Origin of the sequence: Bacillus sp. FJAT-18017 (genome assembly GCF_001278805.1) — a bacterium.
Classification (GTDB): Bacteria; Bacillota; Bacilli; order Bacillales; family Cytobacillaceae; genus Bacillus_D.
Genome location: NZ_CP012602.1, coordinates 5,109,984 through 5,125,199, shown reverse-complemented (window position 1 = coordinate 5,125,199; position 15,216 = coordinate 5,109,984). Strand labels below are relative to the sequence as shown.

At 41.1% G+C, this 15,216-nt stretch carries 14 protein-coding genes; 12 read left to right on the top strand and 2 right to left on the bottom strand.

Features of this window, described 5'->3' with window-relative positions:
* The first annotated feature begins 19 nt into the window (after nucleotides 1-19).
* Nucleotides 20-1,492, top strand: coding sequence for a nicotinate phosphoribosyltransferase (locus AM500_RS24025; RefSeq protein WP_053601476.1), 1,473 nt, complete (start codon nucleotides 20-22; stop codon nucleotides 1,490-1,492).
* 62 nt (nucleotides 1,493-1,554) lie between these two features.
* On the opposite strand, the gene AM500_RS24020 is transcribed toward AM500_RS24025, so the two are convergent.
* The gene (locus AM500_RS24020) at nucleotides 1,555-2,391 is read right to left on the bottom strand and encodes a hypothetical protein (protein WP_053601475.1); all 837 of its coding nucleotides are present in this window, start codon (nucleotides 2,389-2,391) and stop codon (nucleotides 1,555-1,557) included.
* Between the two features lie 84 nt (nucleotides 2,392-2,475).
* On the opposite strand from AM500_RS24020, the gene AM500_RS24015 reads away from it, so the two are divergent.
* The 5 genes from AM500_RS24015 to AM500_RS23995 all read left to right on the top strand — a co-directional run bounded on the left by AM500_RS24015 (nucleotide 2,476) and on the right by AM500_RS23995 (nucleotide 8,246).
* Entirely contained in the window at nucleotides 2,476-3,096 is a 621-nt protein-coding gene (locus AM500_RS24015) for a hypothetical protein (RefSeq protein WP_053601474.1), read from the top strand.
* 110 nt (nucleotides 3,097-3,206) lie between these two features.
* A complete protein-coding gene (rlmD, locus tag AM500_RS24010; protein WP_053601473.1) occupies nucleotides 3,207-4,574 on the top strand; it encodes a 23S rRNA (uracil(1939)-C(5))-methyltransferase RlmD in 1,368 nt (455 codons plus the stop codon).
* A 528-nt stretch (nucleotides 4,575-5,102) separates the two neighbouring features.
* A complete protein-coding gene (locus AM500_RS24005; protein ID WP_053601472.1) occupies nucleotides 5,103-5,957 on the top strand; it encodes a hypothetical protein in 855 nt (284 codons plus the stop codon).
* A gap of 407 nt (nucleotides 5,958-6,364) precedes the next feature.
* Nucleotides 6,365-6,853 carry a pyridoxamine 5'-phosphate oxidase family protein gene (locus AM500_RS24000; protein WP_053601471.1) on the top strand — a complete coding sequence of 163 codons (489 nt, stop codon included), beginning with the start codon at nucleotides 6,365-6,367 and terminating at the stop codon, nucleotides 6,851-6,853.
* A 409-nt stretch (nucleotides 6,854-7,262) separates the two neighbouring features.
* A complete protein-coding gene (locus AM500_RS23995; RefSeq protein WP_053601470.1) occupies nucleotides 7,263-8,246 on the top strand; it encodes a tRNA dihydrouridine synthase in 984 nt (327 codons plus the stop codon).
* Nucleotides 8,247-8,637: 391 nt separating this feature from the next.
* On the opposite strand, the gene AM500_RS23985 is transcribed toward AM500_RS23995, so the two are convergent.
* Nucleotides 8,638-9,228, bottom strand: coding sequence for a uracil-DNA glycosylase (locus AM500_RS23985; RefSeq protein ID WP_053601468.1), 591 nt, complete (start codon nucleotides 9,226-9,228; stop codon nucleotides 8,638-8,640).
* A 171-nt stretch (nucleotides 9,229-9,399) separates the two neighbouring features.
* Here AM500_RS23985 and AM500_RS23980 point away from each other — a divergent pair, with 171 nt between their 5' ends.
* The 6 genes from AM500_RS23980 (at nucleotide 9,400) to AM500_RS23955 (ending at nucleotide 15,207) form a co-directional block, all read left to right on the top strand.
* Complete coding sequence (locus AM500_RS23980; protein WP_053601467.1) at nucleotides 9,400-10,401, top strand: LLM class flavin-dependent oxidoreductase; 1,002 nt, start codon at nucleotides 9,400-9,402, stop codon at nucleotides 10,399-10,401.
* Between the two features lie 446 nt (nucleotides 10,402-10,847).
* Entirely contained in the window at nucleotides 10,848-11,948 is a 1,101-nt protein-coding gene (locus AM500_RS23975; RefSeq protein ID WP_053601466.1) for an ABC transporter ATP-binding protein, read from the top strand.
* Nucleotides 11,945-12,760 carry an ABC transporter permease gene (locus AM500_RS23970; protein ID WP_043934305.1) on the top strand — a complete coding sequence of 272 codons (816 nt, stop codon included), beginning with the start codon at nucleotides 11,945-11,947 and terminating at the stop codon, nucleotides 12,758-12,760. The genes AM500_RS23975 and AM500_RS23970 overlap by 4 nt, the downstream gene beginning before the upstream one ends.
* A complete protein-coding gene (locus tag AM500_RS23965; protein ID WP_053601465.1) occupies nucleotides 12,750-13,553 on the top strand; it encodes an ABC transporter permease in 804 nt (267 codons plus the stop codon). Before AM500_RS23970 ends, AM500_RS23965 begins: the two co-directional genes overlap by 11 nt.
* Nucleotides 13,550-14,623: an ABC transporter substrate-binding protein gene (locus AM500_RS23960; protein ID WP_053601464.1), complete on the top strand. Its 1,074-nt coding sequence runs from the start codon at nucleotides 13,550-13,552 to the stop codon at nucleotides 14,621-14,623. Before AM500_RS23965 ends, AM500_RS23960 begins: the two co-directional genes overlap by 4 nt.
* Before the next feature lie 140 nt (nucleotides 14,624-14,763).
* Entirely contained in the window at nucleotides 14,764-15,207 is a 444-nt protein-coding gene (locus AM500_RS23955; RefSeq protein WP_053601463.1) for a MarR family winged helix-turn-helix transcriptional regulator, read from the top strand.
* Nucleotides 15,208-15,216: the final 9 nt, after the last annotated feature.

Below are 15,216 nucleotides of genomic sequence, written 5' to 3'. Positions count from 1 at the left end.
AATTGCGGAGGTTTTTTAGATGAAGCATATATATATGGATGACAGCTACGCCCTTCACACTGATCTATACCAAATTAATATGGTTGAAACCTACTGGAGAGACGGGATTCATAACAGGAAGGCTGCATTTGAACTGTTTTTCCGAAAACTTCCATTTGGGAATGGCTATGCTGTTTTTGCTGGACTTGAAAAGATTATTGAATATGTTAAAGGATTCCGCTTTTCAGAAGAGGATATCGCCTATTTAAGAAATGAAGTTGGCTATGCTGAGGACTTTCTAGACTATTTAAAGGATTTGCGTTTTACCGGCAGGATAAGGTCGGTGCAGGAAGGTGAGTTGGTTTTTGGAAACCAGCCGCTCGTCAGGGTGGATACGACTCTTGCTGAAGCACAGCTTCTTGAGACAGCGCTCCTTAATATTGTTAATTATCAAACGCTGATAGCCACAAAAGCATCCAGGATTAAACAGGTTATTAAAGATGAAATCGCCATGGAGTTTGGAACGAGGCGGGCACATGAATTTGATGCGGCGATCTGGGGAACCAGGGCTGCCTATATTGCTGGCTTTGATGGCACAAGCAATGTCCGGGCAGGCAAGAAATTTGGCATTCCGGTTGCGGGCACCCATGCGCATTCCATGGTCCAGGCATACCGTGATGATTATACAGCGTTTAAAAAATACGCTGAAACCCATAAAGATTGCACGTTCCTTGTGGATACGTATGATACGCTCCGTTCCGGGGTTCCCGCAGCAATTCGCGTCGCTGAGGAAATGGGTGACAGGATTAACTTTGGTGGAATTCGCCTCGACAGCGGAGACCTGGCTTACTTGTCCAAAGAAGCAAGAAGGATGCTTGATGATGCCGGATACAAAGATGCGAAAATTTTTGCCTCAAGCGACCTTGATGAAAATACGATTCTACACCTGAAGGCTCAGGGAGCCAGGATTGATAGCTGGGGAATCGGCACAAAGCTGATCACGGCGTTCGACCAGGCTGCACTGGGGGCAGTCTATAAAATTGTCTCAATTGAAGATGAAACTGGTGTAATGAGGGATACGATCAAGATTTCCTCAAATCCCGAAAAGGTCACAACACCGGGACTGAAACGGGTTTATAGAATTATCAATAATACGAATGGCTACTCAGAAGGGGATTACATCACAATGGAAGATGAAAATCCGCAAAATGAGGGCCGTTTGAAGATGTTTCATCCTACCCACACCTATATCAGCAAATTCGTCACCAACTTTACAGCCAAGGAGATTCAAAAGGATGTTTTTGTGAATGGCGAGCTGGTTTATGAGGTCCCATGCCTGGAGGAGACTCGCGAATTCCTCCGTTCGAACCTTGCAGAGATTTGGGATGAGTACAAGCGAACTTCTAATCCTGAGGAGTACCCAGTGGACTTGAGCCAAAAGTGCTGGGACAACAAGATGCGCAATATTGAGGAAGTAAAGGAAAAAGTTGCCGTAATTCAGAAGAACCAATAAATTGATGGTATTCCATTGTTACCACAAACAAGCCCCGGAGAAATACTTCCCGGGGCTTGTTATTATTGAGCCGATTGCAAGTCATATTGCACTACATCTGACAGATGGGGGTTTTGGCCCTGCACATACATATCGACAACCAGCCAGTCCTCTGGCACTTCAAAACGGGTGACTGTAAAAAAGTACAGCCCAACTGTTTCGTGAAGCAGCCCAGCCTGTTTCCATGGGACGGTATAAAATAAAGAGGAAGCTGAACTATTGTCAAAAAAGGGATAATCTTCATTTGCATTTGGTGGGTCCCCGGCTTGGACGGCAGCAGTACTGGACTTAATTTTATCATAATTGAAGCTTGGAACGGTCCAGGCGATTTGCCTTGCCATATGCTCTAGGAGTGTATAGTGGGAATTTAATTGCAGTTCGATTACCAATGGTTTTCCGGACATCGGATTAAAATCAAAGTGGTGTTCAGTTATAGCGAGATATCTATGGTTGCCCTCGTCAATCAGTTTCAAATGAATTTGTTGGAGCGTCTTGAATTTGGGTAAAACCGAGCCAGAATAATACTTTAGGCGTTGCTCATACTCTTCTTTTGTAAAGCGTGTTTCACCATCACCGTTTAATTCCCGATAAATATCATTTTCCGCAACAACTTTTCCGTTTACACCTTTTAAGTTTTCTATTTCCCCCTCATTCAAATGGGTAATGGACATATCGGAAAAACCAAGCTGCTTTAGGTGCCGGAAATCGCTCTTAGAAACACTTCCTGGTTTTGTAAGCTTGCTATAATCCGTAACAACCACGCTATGAGAAATTTGGTCGAGGTATGTGATTCCAGCATAAGAAAATAGAAAGATTGTAAGGGAACCAGCAATGCGGAGAAAGCTAAAATTAATTTTCAATAACGCCCCTGCTTCCTTGCGAAAGATAGTATAATAATACCAATATTATACATTACATCCTGAATTTACGTTAGGGGGAAATCAATGGGGTTCGGAATCTTGATCGCTGGGTATTTCTTTTTGTTTTTTAATTTTAATGTGGGGCCATTGAATATTTTTCCTGATATTGTTGGATACGCATTATTGGTTTGGGGAGCGAATGAAGTAGCGGGAAGGATAGGCAACGCTCATTTTTCAGTTATAAAGAAAGCGAGCATTCTGCTGTTAACCCTTGGGCTCTTGGATTTATTTTTAAAAAATTCTTCGGTGATGAGTGGAACGGTCATCGGTCCATCGGTTTTCGGAAGATTTTTCTCGGTAATTTTGCTTCTGACTATGGTATCCTTATCACTTTACTTTTTCTATAAGCTTACGAGAGGGATTAAGGAAGAGGCGCTAAAGGTCGAGGAAACAGATCTTGCTGAAAAAGCTGATAAGGTGTTCAATCTTTATTGCATTTTCCAGGTTGTTCTGACTGGTATCTCCGCGGTAACAATCATTTTAGTTGAAAATCATACAACGGTGGATATAGGAGGGGGAGGCCTTTTTATCATCATTCCGATAATAATATTTATCATATACTTATTCGTCCAGGTGAGAGGGCTGTTAAAGTTTGCTAATGAAAAGCTGGAGCCTCATTTTCCGATCGTAATTAGCAAAGATTAGAGTACTATCCCAAATATAACCAGAAGAAGCCTTGTTGATGATACAAGGCTTTTCGCATTCCCCCTCCGGTTATGGTAAAATTCTTTTATCAAAATAGTGAGGGCGTTGGCATGAATAAACAAATCCCTGTTAAAAAGAATGAACATATAGATGTGCGGTTTGAGGATTTAACCCATGATGGTGCAGGTGTCGCCAAAGTGGACGGTTTTCCGGTATTTGTAGCCGGAGCACTTCCTGGGGAAACAGCAAATGTTAGAATCATTAAAACCCAGAAGAGCTATGCAATTGGAAAGCTGATTGAGCTCCGTGAAAAAAGCCCGTACAGAGTTGAAATTATGCCTGGTGATGAACATAAATATGGCGGCTGCCAGCTTGAACATATGTCTTATGAAGGCCAGCTGAAATACAAGGAAAAGCAAGTCAGGCAAGTTTTAATGAGGATTGGCAAGCTTGAGGATGTTGTGGTCCATCCCGTGCTTGGCATGAATGAGCCATGGCATTATCGGAATAAGGCTCAAGTTCCTGTTGGCGAGAAGGATGGCAAACTGATTGCAGGATTCTTCAAGCCAAGAAGCCATGAAATTGTTGATACAAATGAAAGCTTGATTCAGCTTCCTGAGGTGAATGAAGCAATTAATACCGCGAAGGAAATATGTGGGAGGTTTGGAATCAGAGCCTATGATGAGCAAACCCATAAAGGGGATTTACGCCATATAATGGCCCGGTACGGCAAGCAAACCGGTGAACTCATGATTGTACTGATAACGAGGACAGCGGAGCTTCCCCATAAAAATAGGCTAGTTGAGGAAATCATCGCTAAACTGCCAAAGGTAAAGTCGATTATCCATAATGTTAATTCAATGCGGACGAATGTGATAATGGGCCCGAAAACAACGGTGATTTGGGGCAATGAGTTCATTTACGACTATATTGGTGAAGTGAAGTTCGCCATATCAGCATTGTCGTTTTACCAGGTTAACCCTGTTCAGACAAAAGTACTATATGAAAAAGCGCTTGAGTTTGCAGGATTAAATGGCGGTGAAACTGTAATTGATGCCTACTGTGGAATTGGTACGATTTCATTGTTCCTCGCACAAAAGGCGGGAAGTGTCTTTGGTGTTGAGGTTGTTCCACAGGCGATTGAAGACGCGAAGAGGAATGCCGAATTGAATGGAATAACCAATGCGGAGTTCGAAGCAGGGCCAGCCGAGGAAGTAATCCCACGATGGTACAAAGCGGGTAATGAAGCGGACGTGCTCGTTGTCGATCCGCCGAGGAAGGGCTGCGACGAGGCATTGCTGCGGACTATTATAGAAATGAAGCCAAAAAAGGTAGTTTATGTGTCCTGTAACCCGGGGACACTGGCAAGAGACTTACGGATACTTGAGGATGGCGGCTATAAGACCATCGAAGTCCAGCCTGTCGATATGTTTCCGCAGACGACACATGTTGAGTGTGTGGCGAAAATTACTTTATAGTGATTGAGCCACGTTCCTTATAACGACTGGGAATAGTTAGCCGAAGCGTTCCTTCAAGTTGGGAACGCTTTTATAGTTTCCAGACCCGCTAAGAAAATTTACTGAGGTTTCAAGTATTTATTTCATTTTCACTACACGTACATGTGCCACTTGTCACCGGCAGTCAATAATTCGGCAGTCAATAATTTTTTATAGGCGCATTCAAGAAATTTTGAATGCGTTTATTTCAAGTGAGTAAGAGAATAAAAAACTTCATTTTACCTCACAATAAAATGTATTGTCAATAAGGAGTTTGCAATTTTTTCGGAAAAATGTTACAATAGTCTTACAATTGTTTTTTTAATCGTATTCCGAATTCCGCTGTATTTTTTGCAGAAAGAATTATGGATGCGTTTTTTTAATATATTTTTGTAAACCGAAGAAAAAATCAAACAGTTGTGTGAGCTTTAAAGGAATTGAGTCGAATAAAATTATCAATTTACTATTTAAAAGTAATCGAGTTTTTATTCTACAAGGAGGACTAGAATATTGAATCTAATCAATAAGAAAGTTACACACAAGCGATTTGGCATGGGTAGTATAGTAAAACATAACGATTCTGTTATCGAAATTAATTTCGCATCGGAAAATAAAAAGTTTGTTTACCCCGATGTATTTGGAAAGCACTTAAAACTGCATGATAAAATGGTTGCTAATTCACTTGAAAAAATTATACAAAAAAGGGAAGCCGAACGACAGGAAGAAGAATGGAAGAAGGAAGAGGAAAAAAAACTGCAACAAAAAAACCTTGAACTTCGCTTAGAACATGAAAAACTTATGAAAAATCATAAACTTCATCCCGAATCACAAATGGTTTTTTGGTGTGACGCAGAAGAAGAGAATAGTTCTTTTTCAGAGTGGAAGGTTTTTTCAGGCGTAATAAAAAGTGGCAATAACCAGGGAAAACCCAACAAACCGATCCGCTTGCACCAAAATAGCGCTGTCCTGTTAACGGCAGTAGATGCCGGCATGCCTGAAAAAGACAGGCGTATCTTGGGTGTCTATATGGTGAATGAAGATTTTATCGGTAAGCTTAGTGAAGATGGATATATTCCTGCGCATTCAACGTACAGACTCCAACTTACAGAACAAGAATCGGATCAGATGCATTTCTGGAAATATTATGTGAATGAAAAATATCCGAACAAAATGACATGGAATACAGGTAAATACCGTTATTTTGAAAATTTATGGATGGCTCAAATTTTGCTTGATATAGTTTCACTGAAAAGTGACCCAACAGAACGAGAGTTGGCACAGCAGTTTTTTGAGCATTTCTGTAAAATGAATCAGATAATGGACCAAGATTTACCTAAGCCTAATGGCGCATTAATGCGTATTTAAAGATTACCCGTTGATAGTAAGAATGACGGGGACTAACGGATAATAAACTTAAATATAAGATACTTCCAGCACATTTTATTGTGTCCCCAACATATACTCGGTACTGGTTGAGATCGCGAGAATAGTTTTTAAAAAGGCAACTAACCATTATGGTTGTTGCCTTTAATTAATAATCATCGAACTAGCCCCTCTTATTATTTCTGCCGGATAGATTCTCTTCGTTTTGCTATTATTCTTCATAATTCTATATAAATTTTTAGGTTTGAGTAATCTACCATAAAAGGTTACCCCATCTATCCGTTGGGGTAGTTTGGTTTGAACTAGTTAGAAAGTAAACCCCCGTACCTGAATAAAATTTGGTGTGAAGGGTAGTATACCTCTGAAAAATAGTAAAGGAGGTATAGGAAATGTCTAACATAATAAAACAAGAAGAAATGGAAACTTTAAGAGAGTTAATTAAAGATGTGGATACGGCCATGCTGACTACCGTAACTGATGAAGGTCTTGTTTCTCGACCTATGAAAACGCAAGAGGTAGAGTTTGATGGTGATTTATGGTTTTTTACTAAAAAAGAGACTAATAAATATGAAGAAATTTTAGATGATCAGGATGTGAATGTAGCATATGCAGGTAAATCGTATGTTTCCGTCCGGGGAAAAGCAGAAATCGTTGAGGATTTAGACAAGAAAAAAGAACTGTGGAGCAAAGCATACGAGAAAATTATGCAAACTTCTTATGACGATCCTAACGTGGTCTTGATAAAGATAAAAGCGGAAGCAGCGGAATACTGGGAGACCGGTAATTTTACGAAGAAAATCGCCTTTATGTATAAACAAATGACAGGGAAAAATTCTAAATCGGCTGATATTAATGAAACGATTGAATTAAATAAATAATAGTAATGCTCATTTTTTATCATCCATTTAAAGTGCTTCTTTATTAAGGAATAAACCCAGCAGCATCTCTAGGCGTTGTCAACAACAGTTTACACATGTTGAATCAGTCGTAAAAATAGTGTTAAATTAAGCAGAAACCGTATATGGTTTCTGTTTGTTTTTTGAGGTTTGGACTTTATTAGCTTGAACATGTAGCGGGGTTCAGAACAACTCATATTTTTTATCAGTGCTTTTTAGCGGAAGATGCAATGGTTGCAGGGGTTTTGTGAAATTAAATAAACCTTTCCAACCAGTTGATAACAAGTGCCCAAGATGGTATTAGTGTAAAATAAGCAGAGACATTTTGCTTTTTAATTTTGGGATAAAAGGGTTGGCTGGAATCCCGTAATGAAAGGATTTGAATGGCAATATGAAAGATAATTTTTGGCGTGATTTACCACGGCCTTTTTTTATACTAGCACCAATGGAAGATGTGACGGATGTTGTTTTTCGCCATGTAGTAAGCGCGGCAGCCCGACCGGATGTGTTTTTCACTGAGTTTACAAACAGTGAGAGTTATTGTCACCCCGAGGGAATTCGCAGTGTGCGTGGGCGTTTGACTTTTACAGAGGATGAACAGCCCATTGTAGCCCATATATGGGGGGATAAGCCTGAAAACTTTCGGAAAATGAGTATTGGGATGGCGGAACTTGGGTTTAAGGGTATCGATATCAATATGGGCTGCCCTGTACCCAATGTCGCACAGCATGGGAAGGGAAGCGGCCTCATCCTTCGTCCGGAAGTGGCTGCAGATTTAATACAGGCAGCGAAAGCCGGTGGATTGCCTGTAAGTGTTAAGACAAGGCTTGGCTACACGAATGTGGACGAATGGCGCGACTGGCTTACACACATATTGAAACAAGACATTGCCAATCTTTCCATTCATCTGCGTACAAGAAAGGAAATGAGTCAAGTAGATGCCCATTGGGAGCTGATTCCGGAGATTAAGAAACTTCGTGACCAAGTGGCACCAGATACACTTTTGACGATTAATGGAGATATTCTTGACCGTCAGACTGGCTTGAAGCTGGCTCATCAATATGGTGTTGATGGGGTTATGATTGGACGCGGTATTTTTAAAAATCCATTTGCCTTTGAAAGGGAGCCGAAAGATCATAGCAGTAAGGAATTACTTGATCTCTTAAGGCTGCATCTGAATCTCCATGAGGAATATTCAGAATTACAACTGCGTTCATTTAAGGCTCTTCATCGCTTTTTTAAGATATATGTCAAAGGATTTCGAGGGGCGAGTGAATTAAGAAATCAATTAATGAACACCGAGTCAACAGATGAAGTGCGGGCATTGCTTGATAACTTTGAAGCAAAGAATTCCGAAATAATGGGAGAACAGTAGAAGTGCCCTATTTCAGCTAAAAGCTAAGCAGCTCCTAAGTCTGATGTGCTCTCCAAAAGTTAGATTTTATACCTAGCAGTAGTTGGCTGGTGTGAAGGCGGTTTGAACCGTACTCATTCCAGCCAATTTTTGCAACAAAGGAGAATTATGATTTAATCATGATGTGCAATGCGTTTCGAAAGCTGAGTGATGCTGCGCTAACGAGAGAAATTGTAAACGTCTTAAAGAATGAAAACGAGTTAACTAGATCAGCTAAAGAATCCTTCGTTATGCGGAAGATTTATGATAACAGGAAGTGTACAAATCAATTGGTTCGTATTTATGAGCAATATATATAGCTTTTACAACAAAGGAGAGCATCCGTGCTCTCCTTTTTCGGTGATCCGGATTGTCAACTATTGTGCGAGGGTGAATCATGAAGATAATGTTTGGCTAAAAGCTTCCAATCCTCTAAAAAGAGCGGCCAGAGATTAGGGCGGCGCCTTACTGCCAGAGGGTGGTAGGCGACAACTGTTCTGAACCCATCAATAGTATGTACTTTCCCACGCAATGATTTCACATCAACTTCCTGGCTATGGAAAAAGGATTGGACCGCTATGTTGCCCAGACAAATGATAAATTCAGGCTGCTTCGACAATATCTGCTCCTTCAGGTGTTTTACGCAAATTTCTCTAGTTGCTTCTTTATCATACTTCTTTACAGGTCTTCTTTTTAAAATATAGGTTACATAAACGTCGCCGGCATTTATTCCGACCTCATATACAGCTTGCTGTAATGTTTGCCTTGTCCCACAGACAAAAGGCTTGTTTTCCCTATCCTCGCGAGATCCAGGGTTGTCCAATAGAATCATGATTGGAGCATTTGGATTCCCTTCACCCCAAACCATTCGCGTACCATGCTTAATGAGCCCGCACTCATCACAATCCTTTAAATGTTCAGGTGTTGGTTCCTCTGGCCACAATGAGATACAAAAATTTTGCAAATACTTAACCCTCCTAATTCATTCTCATTTTTATCATGCCCCTTAGCCTAAAGCTTTTTATAACTAAACACTTAATAAAAAGATGATTAGTTAAACAGGCAGATTAATCGGGTTTCAGAGAAAGATTGGTTACAATAAAGGCGAACCTTCTTATCGAAAGGAGAAAATCTCTTGTCTAATTTAAATATACCAGTTTCTGTCCTAAACCTAGCTCCGATTCGCCAGGGAGAAGGCCCAAGGGAAGCTATAAATGCAGTAGTTGAACTGGCACAGGCGACTGAACAGATGGGCTATACCCGGTACTGGATCGCTGAACATCATAACGCACCGAATTTGGTAAGTTCTGCGACTTCAATTTTAATTAATCATACTCTTGAACATACGGAGAAAATCCGTTTAGGTTCTGGAGGAATTATGTTGCCCAACCATTCACCATTAGTTGTTGCCGAGCAGTTCGGTACAATGGCAACGATTTATGGAGACCGACTTGACCTTGGACTTGGCCGCGCGCCTGGTACTGATATGCTTACAGCTAGTGCATTGAGGCGATCAAAACATGACTCGGTCTATACATTTCCTGAGGATGTGAAAAGCCTTCTTAATTATTTTGGCTCTGATGAACAGCAAGGCTATGTCAAGGCCTATCCAGGAGCCGGAACCCAAATTCCAATCTACATTTTAGGATCATCGACTGATTCCGCTTATCTGGCTGCAAGCCTGGGACTTCCTTACGTTTTTGCATCCCATTTTGCGCCACGCCATATGGCGGAAGCAATTCAAATTTACCGAAATCGGTTCCAGCCGTCGGCTTATCTGGACAAACCGTATATGATGGTATGTTTGAATGTCATTGCAGCTGAAAGTGATGAAGAGGCAGAGCGGGAGTCAACTACTTTGCTGCAGTTTTTCCTGAATGTTGTCCGGGGTTCGCAAACGCCGCTTCAGCCCCCTATTGAAGATATAGAGGCAATCTGGAGTCCACAAGAGAAGGAAATGGCCTTGTCGATGACCAGTGTTTCGTTTGTGGGGGGTAAAGAAACCATCCGTAGTCAGTTCCAAAGTTTTCAGGATAAGTACAACGTTGATGAGATAATGGCTGTGACCTACATGTACGATAGAGGTAAGCAAATCAGATCCTATGAAATCTTAAAAGAAGTTGTCGATGGAAGATAAGCAGGTCTAAATTAAACAGAAAAAATGCATGTGTTCTATATAATAAAGAAAATTTACGAGAAGAGTCCTTTGATGATGAAGGGCTCTTTTTCAATAAAATGCCCAGACGAGAATAACCCCATTTATGCTCCCCGAATTACTACAAGATACCCTTGAACAACCGGAAACGAAGTGCTTTGGAACAGCCAGAGGAGACCTGCGCCATTGATTCTTAAAACCTCCCTTTATGGAGCGGAAATTACCGGAAAGCTTAACCTATATAGTAGATAAAACGAAAAATTAACTACACTTTCCATATCGCATTTTGTCAATATATCGTTTCTTCTCTTTAATTTTTTTATATTAATAGTATAGTAATAAATTGAAGGAGTTCCATCACTGTTCATCATCAATTCAATTGGTGTTTTTACCATGTTCTATAAAAACTTAACAAAAGGAGGTTGCACATGAATTCAACTATTATCCAGTTCAAGAACGTGACGAAGCAATATGATAACGATCCGCCAGTCCTTGATAATGTCAGCTTTGAAATTGAACGGGGGAAATTTTACACACTGCTTGGCCCTTCCGGTTGTGGAAAGACGACAATCCTAAGACTGATTGCCGGATTTACGGAAGCCTCACAAGGGGATATTTACTTCAATGAAAGACGGATAAATGACGTTCCTGCCAATAAGCGGCAGGTGAATACGGTCTTTCAGGATTATGCTCTTTTTCCACATTTGAATGTGTTTGAAAATATAGCATTTGGGCTTCGGATTAAAAAAATGAAAAATGCGGAAATTACTGCGAAGGTGAAAGAAGCACTGGAGTTTGTTAATCTTGCGGGTTATGAAAACAGGGAAATCAGAGAGATGTCTGGCGGTCAGCGGCAGCGGGTTGCCATCGCACGGGCAATTGTTAACGAGCCTGAGGTTATCCTCCTTGACGAGCCATTGTCGGCACTGGACCTGAAGCTGAGAACTGAAATGCAATACGAGCTTCGCGAACTGCAAAGAAGGCTCGGGATTACGTTTATTTTTGTTACGCATGATCAGGAAGAAGCCCTTGCGATGTCGGATGAGATTTTTGTCATTAATAAGGGGAAGATTCAGCAAAGCGGTACACCTACCGATATTTATGATGAACCTATAAATCAATTTGTCGCAGATTTTATTGGCGAATCGAATATTGTTCAGGGCACAATGACAAGAGATTACCTAGTCGAGTTTACTGGCAAGCAGTTTGAATGTGTTGACCAGGGGTTGCACCCAAATGAGCCAGTCGAGATTGTTATCCGCCCGGAGGATCTGGAAATTACCGCAACTGATAAGGGCAAACTCCAGGTCCGGGTTGATTCTCAATTGTTCCGTGGCGTTCATTATGAATTAAGCTGCTATGATAAGGAAGGCAATGAGTGGCTGGTTCACTCTACGAAAAAGGCAGCAGTTGGTGATGAAATAGGGCTTTACTTCGATCCCGAAGCCATTCATGTCATGAGGCTGGGTGAGACAGAAGAAGAATTTGACCGCAGGCTGGAAAGGTATAAGGATGGGGAAGAGCGATGAACCAGAAGCTGAATCGCCAGTTGTACATGCTTCCCTACTCGCTCTGGATGGTTTTCTTTGTTATCGCACCAATTGTATTGGTTGTCTATTATTCTTTTCTAAATGTTGATGGCGATTTTTCATTGGCAAACTACCAGAAATTCTTCACTCCTGTCTATTTAAAGATGACATTGAGTTCCTTTTGGTATGCATTTTTAATTACATTTTTCTCTTTGCTAGTATCGTATCCGACTGCATATTTGCTGACGAAAACACGGCATAAACAGCTATGGCTTTTGCTGATTATCGTCCCATCCTGGATCAATCTGCTTCTTAAGGCATATGCGTTCCTTGGTATTTTCGGGACGTATGGAATGACAAATGCCTTTCTTGAAGCAATCGGAATTGGAACGCAGCAAATCCTGTTCACGGACTTCAGCTTCGTATTTGTTTCTGTATATATTTTCATTCCATTTATGATTTTGCCGATTTTCAATTCATTGAATGAACTAAACCCCGCGCTGATCGATGCGGCCAATGACCTTGGTGCTTCCAAATGGACGACGTTTAGCAGGGTTATTTTTCCGCTTTCAATTGAAGGTGTAAAATCGGGCTGCCAGGTTGTTTTCATTCCTGCACTATCCCTGTTCATGCTGACAAGGCTTATTGCAGGGAACAGGGTAATTACACTTGGAACAGCAATTGAGCAGCATTTTCTTGTTACCCAAGATTGGGGAATGGGGTCGGTTATAGCAGTGTTCCTGATTATTGCCATGTTTGGGTTTATGGCCCTGACAGGTAAAGGTAAGCGGGGTGTGTTGAATGGAAAATAAATCATCCGCTTTGGCGAAGTCATTTCTGGCTCTTGTATTTGCCATTCTCTACGCGCCGATTTTCTTTTTGATTTTTTATTCTTTTAACAGTGGCGGAACTATGTATGATTTCGAAGGATTCACACTGGATTGGTATAAGGAATTGTTCGGTGATACAAGACTGTTGATTATTGTACTGAACACGTTGGTTGTAGCGCTCTTATCAGCACTTTTTGCGACAATTATTGGGGTTGTCGGTGCACTTGGGATTCATTCCATGCGGAAGCGGTCTGCAAAGAATACATTTCTTTCATTAAACAATGTCTTGATTGTCAGCCCGGATGTCATTATTGGGGCATCATTTTTGATTTTGTTTACAATTTCGGGATATAAACTTGGGTTTTACTCAGTTTTGCTTTCGCACATTGCATTTAGTGTTCCGATTGTCGTACTAATGGTTCTTCCAAAGCTTTCTGAAATGAGTCCGTCACTAGTCGATGCTGCAAAGGACCTGGGAGCGAGCAGCAAGGATGTGTTGGTGAAGGTAATTCTGCCGTACATTGCCCCTGGAATCATGGCTGGTTTTTTCATGGCTCTGACCTATTCGCTTGATGACTTTGCGGTGACATTTTTCGTAACAGGCAATGGTTTCAGTACACTGTCGGTTGAGATTTACTCATTGGCACGCCGAGGGGTGTCGTTGAACATCAATGCTTTATCGACACTTTTATTCCTGTTTACAACAATTCTTGTTGTTATCTATTACTTCATCAATCAGCGCCATAAGCCGACTTCGATGGGGGTGAAGCAATGAAGCAGCTAGTAAGAGTATTTGTTGGGGTTATTAGCGCTTCGGTGATTTTGTTGGCAATAATCTCGCAATTGAATTCTGCGGAAGGCTATTCAGGGGACAATACACTGACTGTCTATAACTGGGGTGATTATATTGACCCGGAGCTGATTGAGCGCTTCGAGGAAGAGACGGGCATCAGTGTGGTTTATGAAACCTTTGATTCAAACGAAGCAATGATGACAAAAGTCCAGCAGGGCGGCACGTCTTATGATGTAGCAGTCCCATCGGAGTATATGATTGATAAAATGCGACAGGAGGACTTGCTGATACCACTTGACCACAGCAAGATACCAAACCTGAAAAATATTGATGAGCGATTTATGGACCTTCCATTCGACCCGGGTAATGCGTATTCTGTTCCATATTTTTGGGGTACAGTCGGGATTGTCTATAACCCCTCGATGCTTGATGGGAGAAAATTCACAAGCTGGAATGACTTATGGGATCCTGAGTTGAAAAACGAAATCCTGCTTGTGGATGGCGCTCGTGAGGTCATGGGAATGGGGCTTAACAGCTTGGGGTTTTCCCTGAATGATATCGATAAGGAGCATTTGCAACAGGCCAAACAAAAGCTTGATAAACTTACTCCGAATATAAAGGCCATAGTTGGAGACGAAATTAAAATCCTGCTTGCTAACGAGGAAGCAAGCATCGGACTTGTATGGTCGGGCGATGCTGCTGATATCATGTCTGAAAATGAAAACCTTGATTATGTTGTTCCAAGCGAAGGGTCCAATCTGTGGTTTGATAACATGGTCATTCCCAAAACCGCCAAAAATATAGAGGGTGCCCACCAGTTTATCAATTTCATGCTTGATGCTGAGGTTTCCGCCCAAAATACAGAGTGGGTAAGCTATTCGACGCCGAACAAGGAAGCTATTAAGCTAATGCCGGAGGAAATGACTGAGGATGAGCGGTTCTATCCTCCAGCCGAGCTGACGGAAAAGCTTGAAGTGTATGAAAATCTTGGGCAAAAGAACCTTGCTTATTATAATGAGCTATTTTTGCTATTTAAAATGCACCGGAAATAGGAATTGGCAGGGGTCCCAGTTGAAGCTGGGGCCTCTTTCATTTATATAAGTGTTCCAGTTTGATAATTATGCTAAAATAATATAATATATAATATATATGAATCATATATTTCTATATTTATATGTAACGGAGGGGAACTATGGATGTCATCGAATTTAAAAATCTCTTGTGGGACTATACAAGAAAAATAGGTGAACATACGAACATCCTTACACTTTCTCTTTGTGAAAATCTTGACTTAACTATAGTGCAAGTTAGAATTCTAGTCGAAATAAAGCAGCATGGCTCCCATACAATTGGAAGTCTTGCTCAATGTTTAAATATGGCTGGTACCAATATTTCAACAATGTGCAAAAAGCTAGAGGGGCTGGGCTACCTGGAACGAGTCAGGGATCGAAGTGACGAAAGAGTTGTTAAAGTAGCTCTAACTGACAAAGGAATTATCGCAGTTGAGGAAATGGACAAGATGTTACTAGAAAAAATATCCACGTCGATTAACGGAGTACCAGAAGAAACTCTGTTTGTGATTATCAATGGAATGACGAAACTGAATGAAATTCTCGAAAATGTCAATAAACAGTAAAGACCAAAA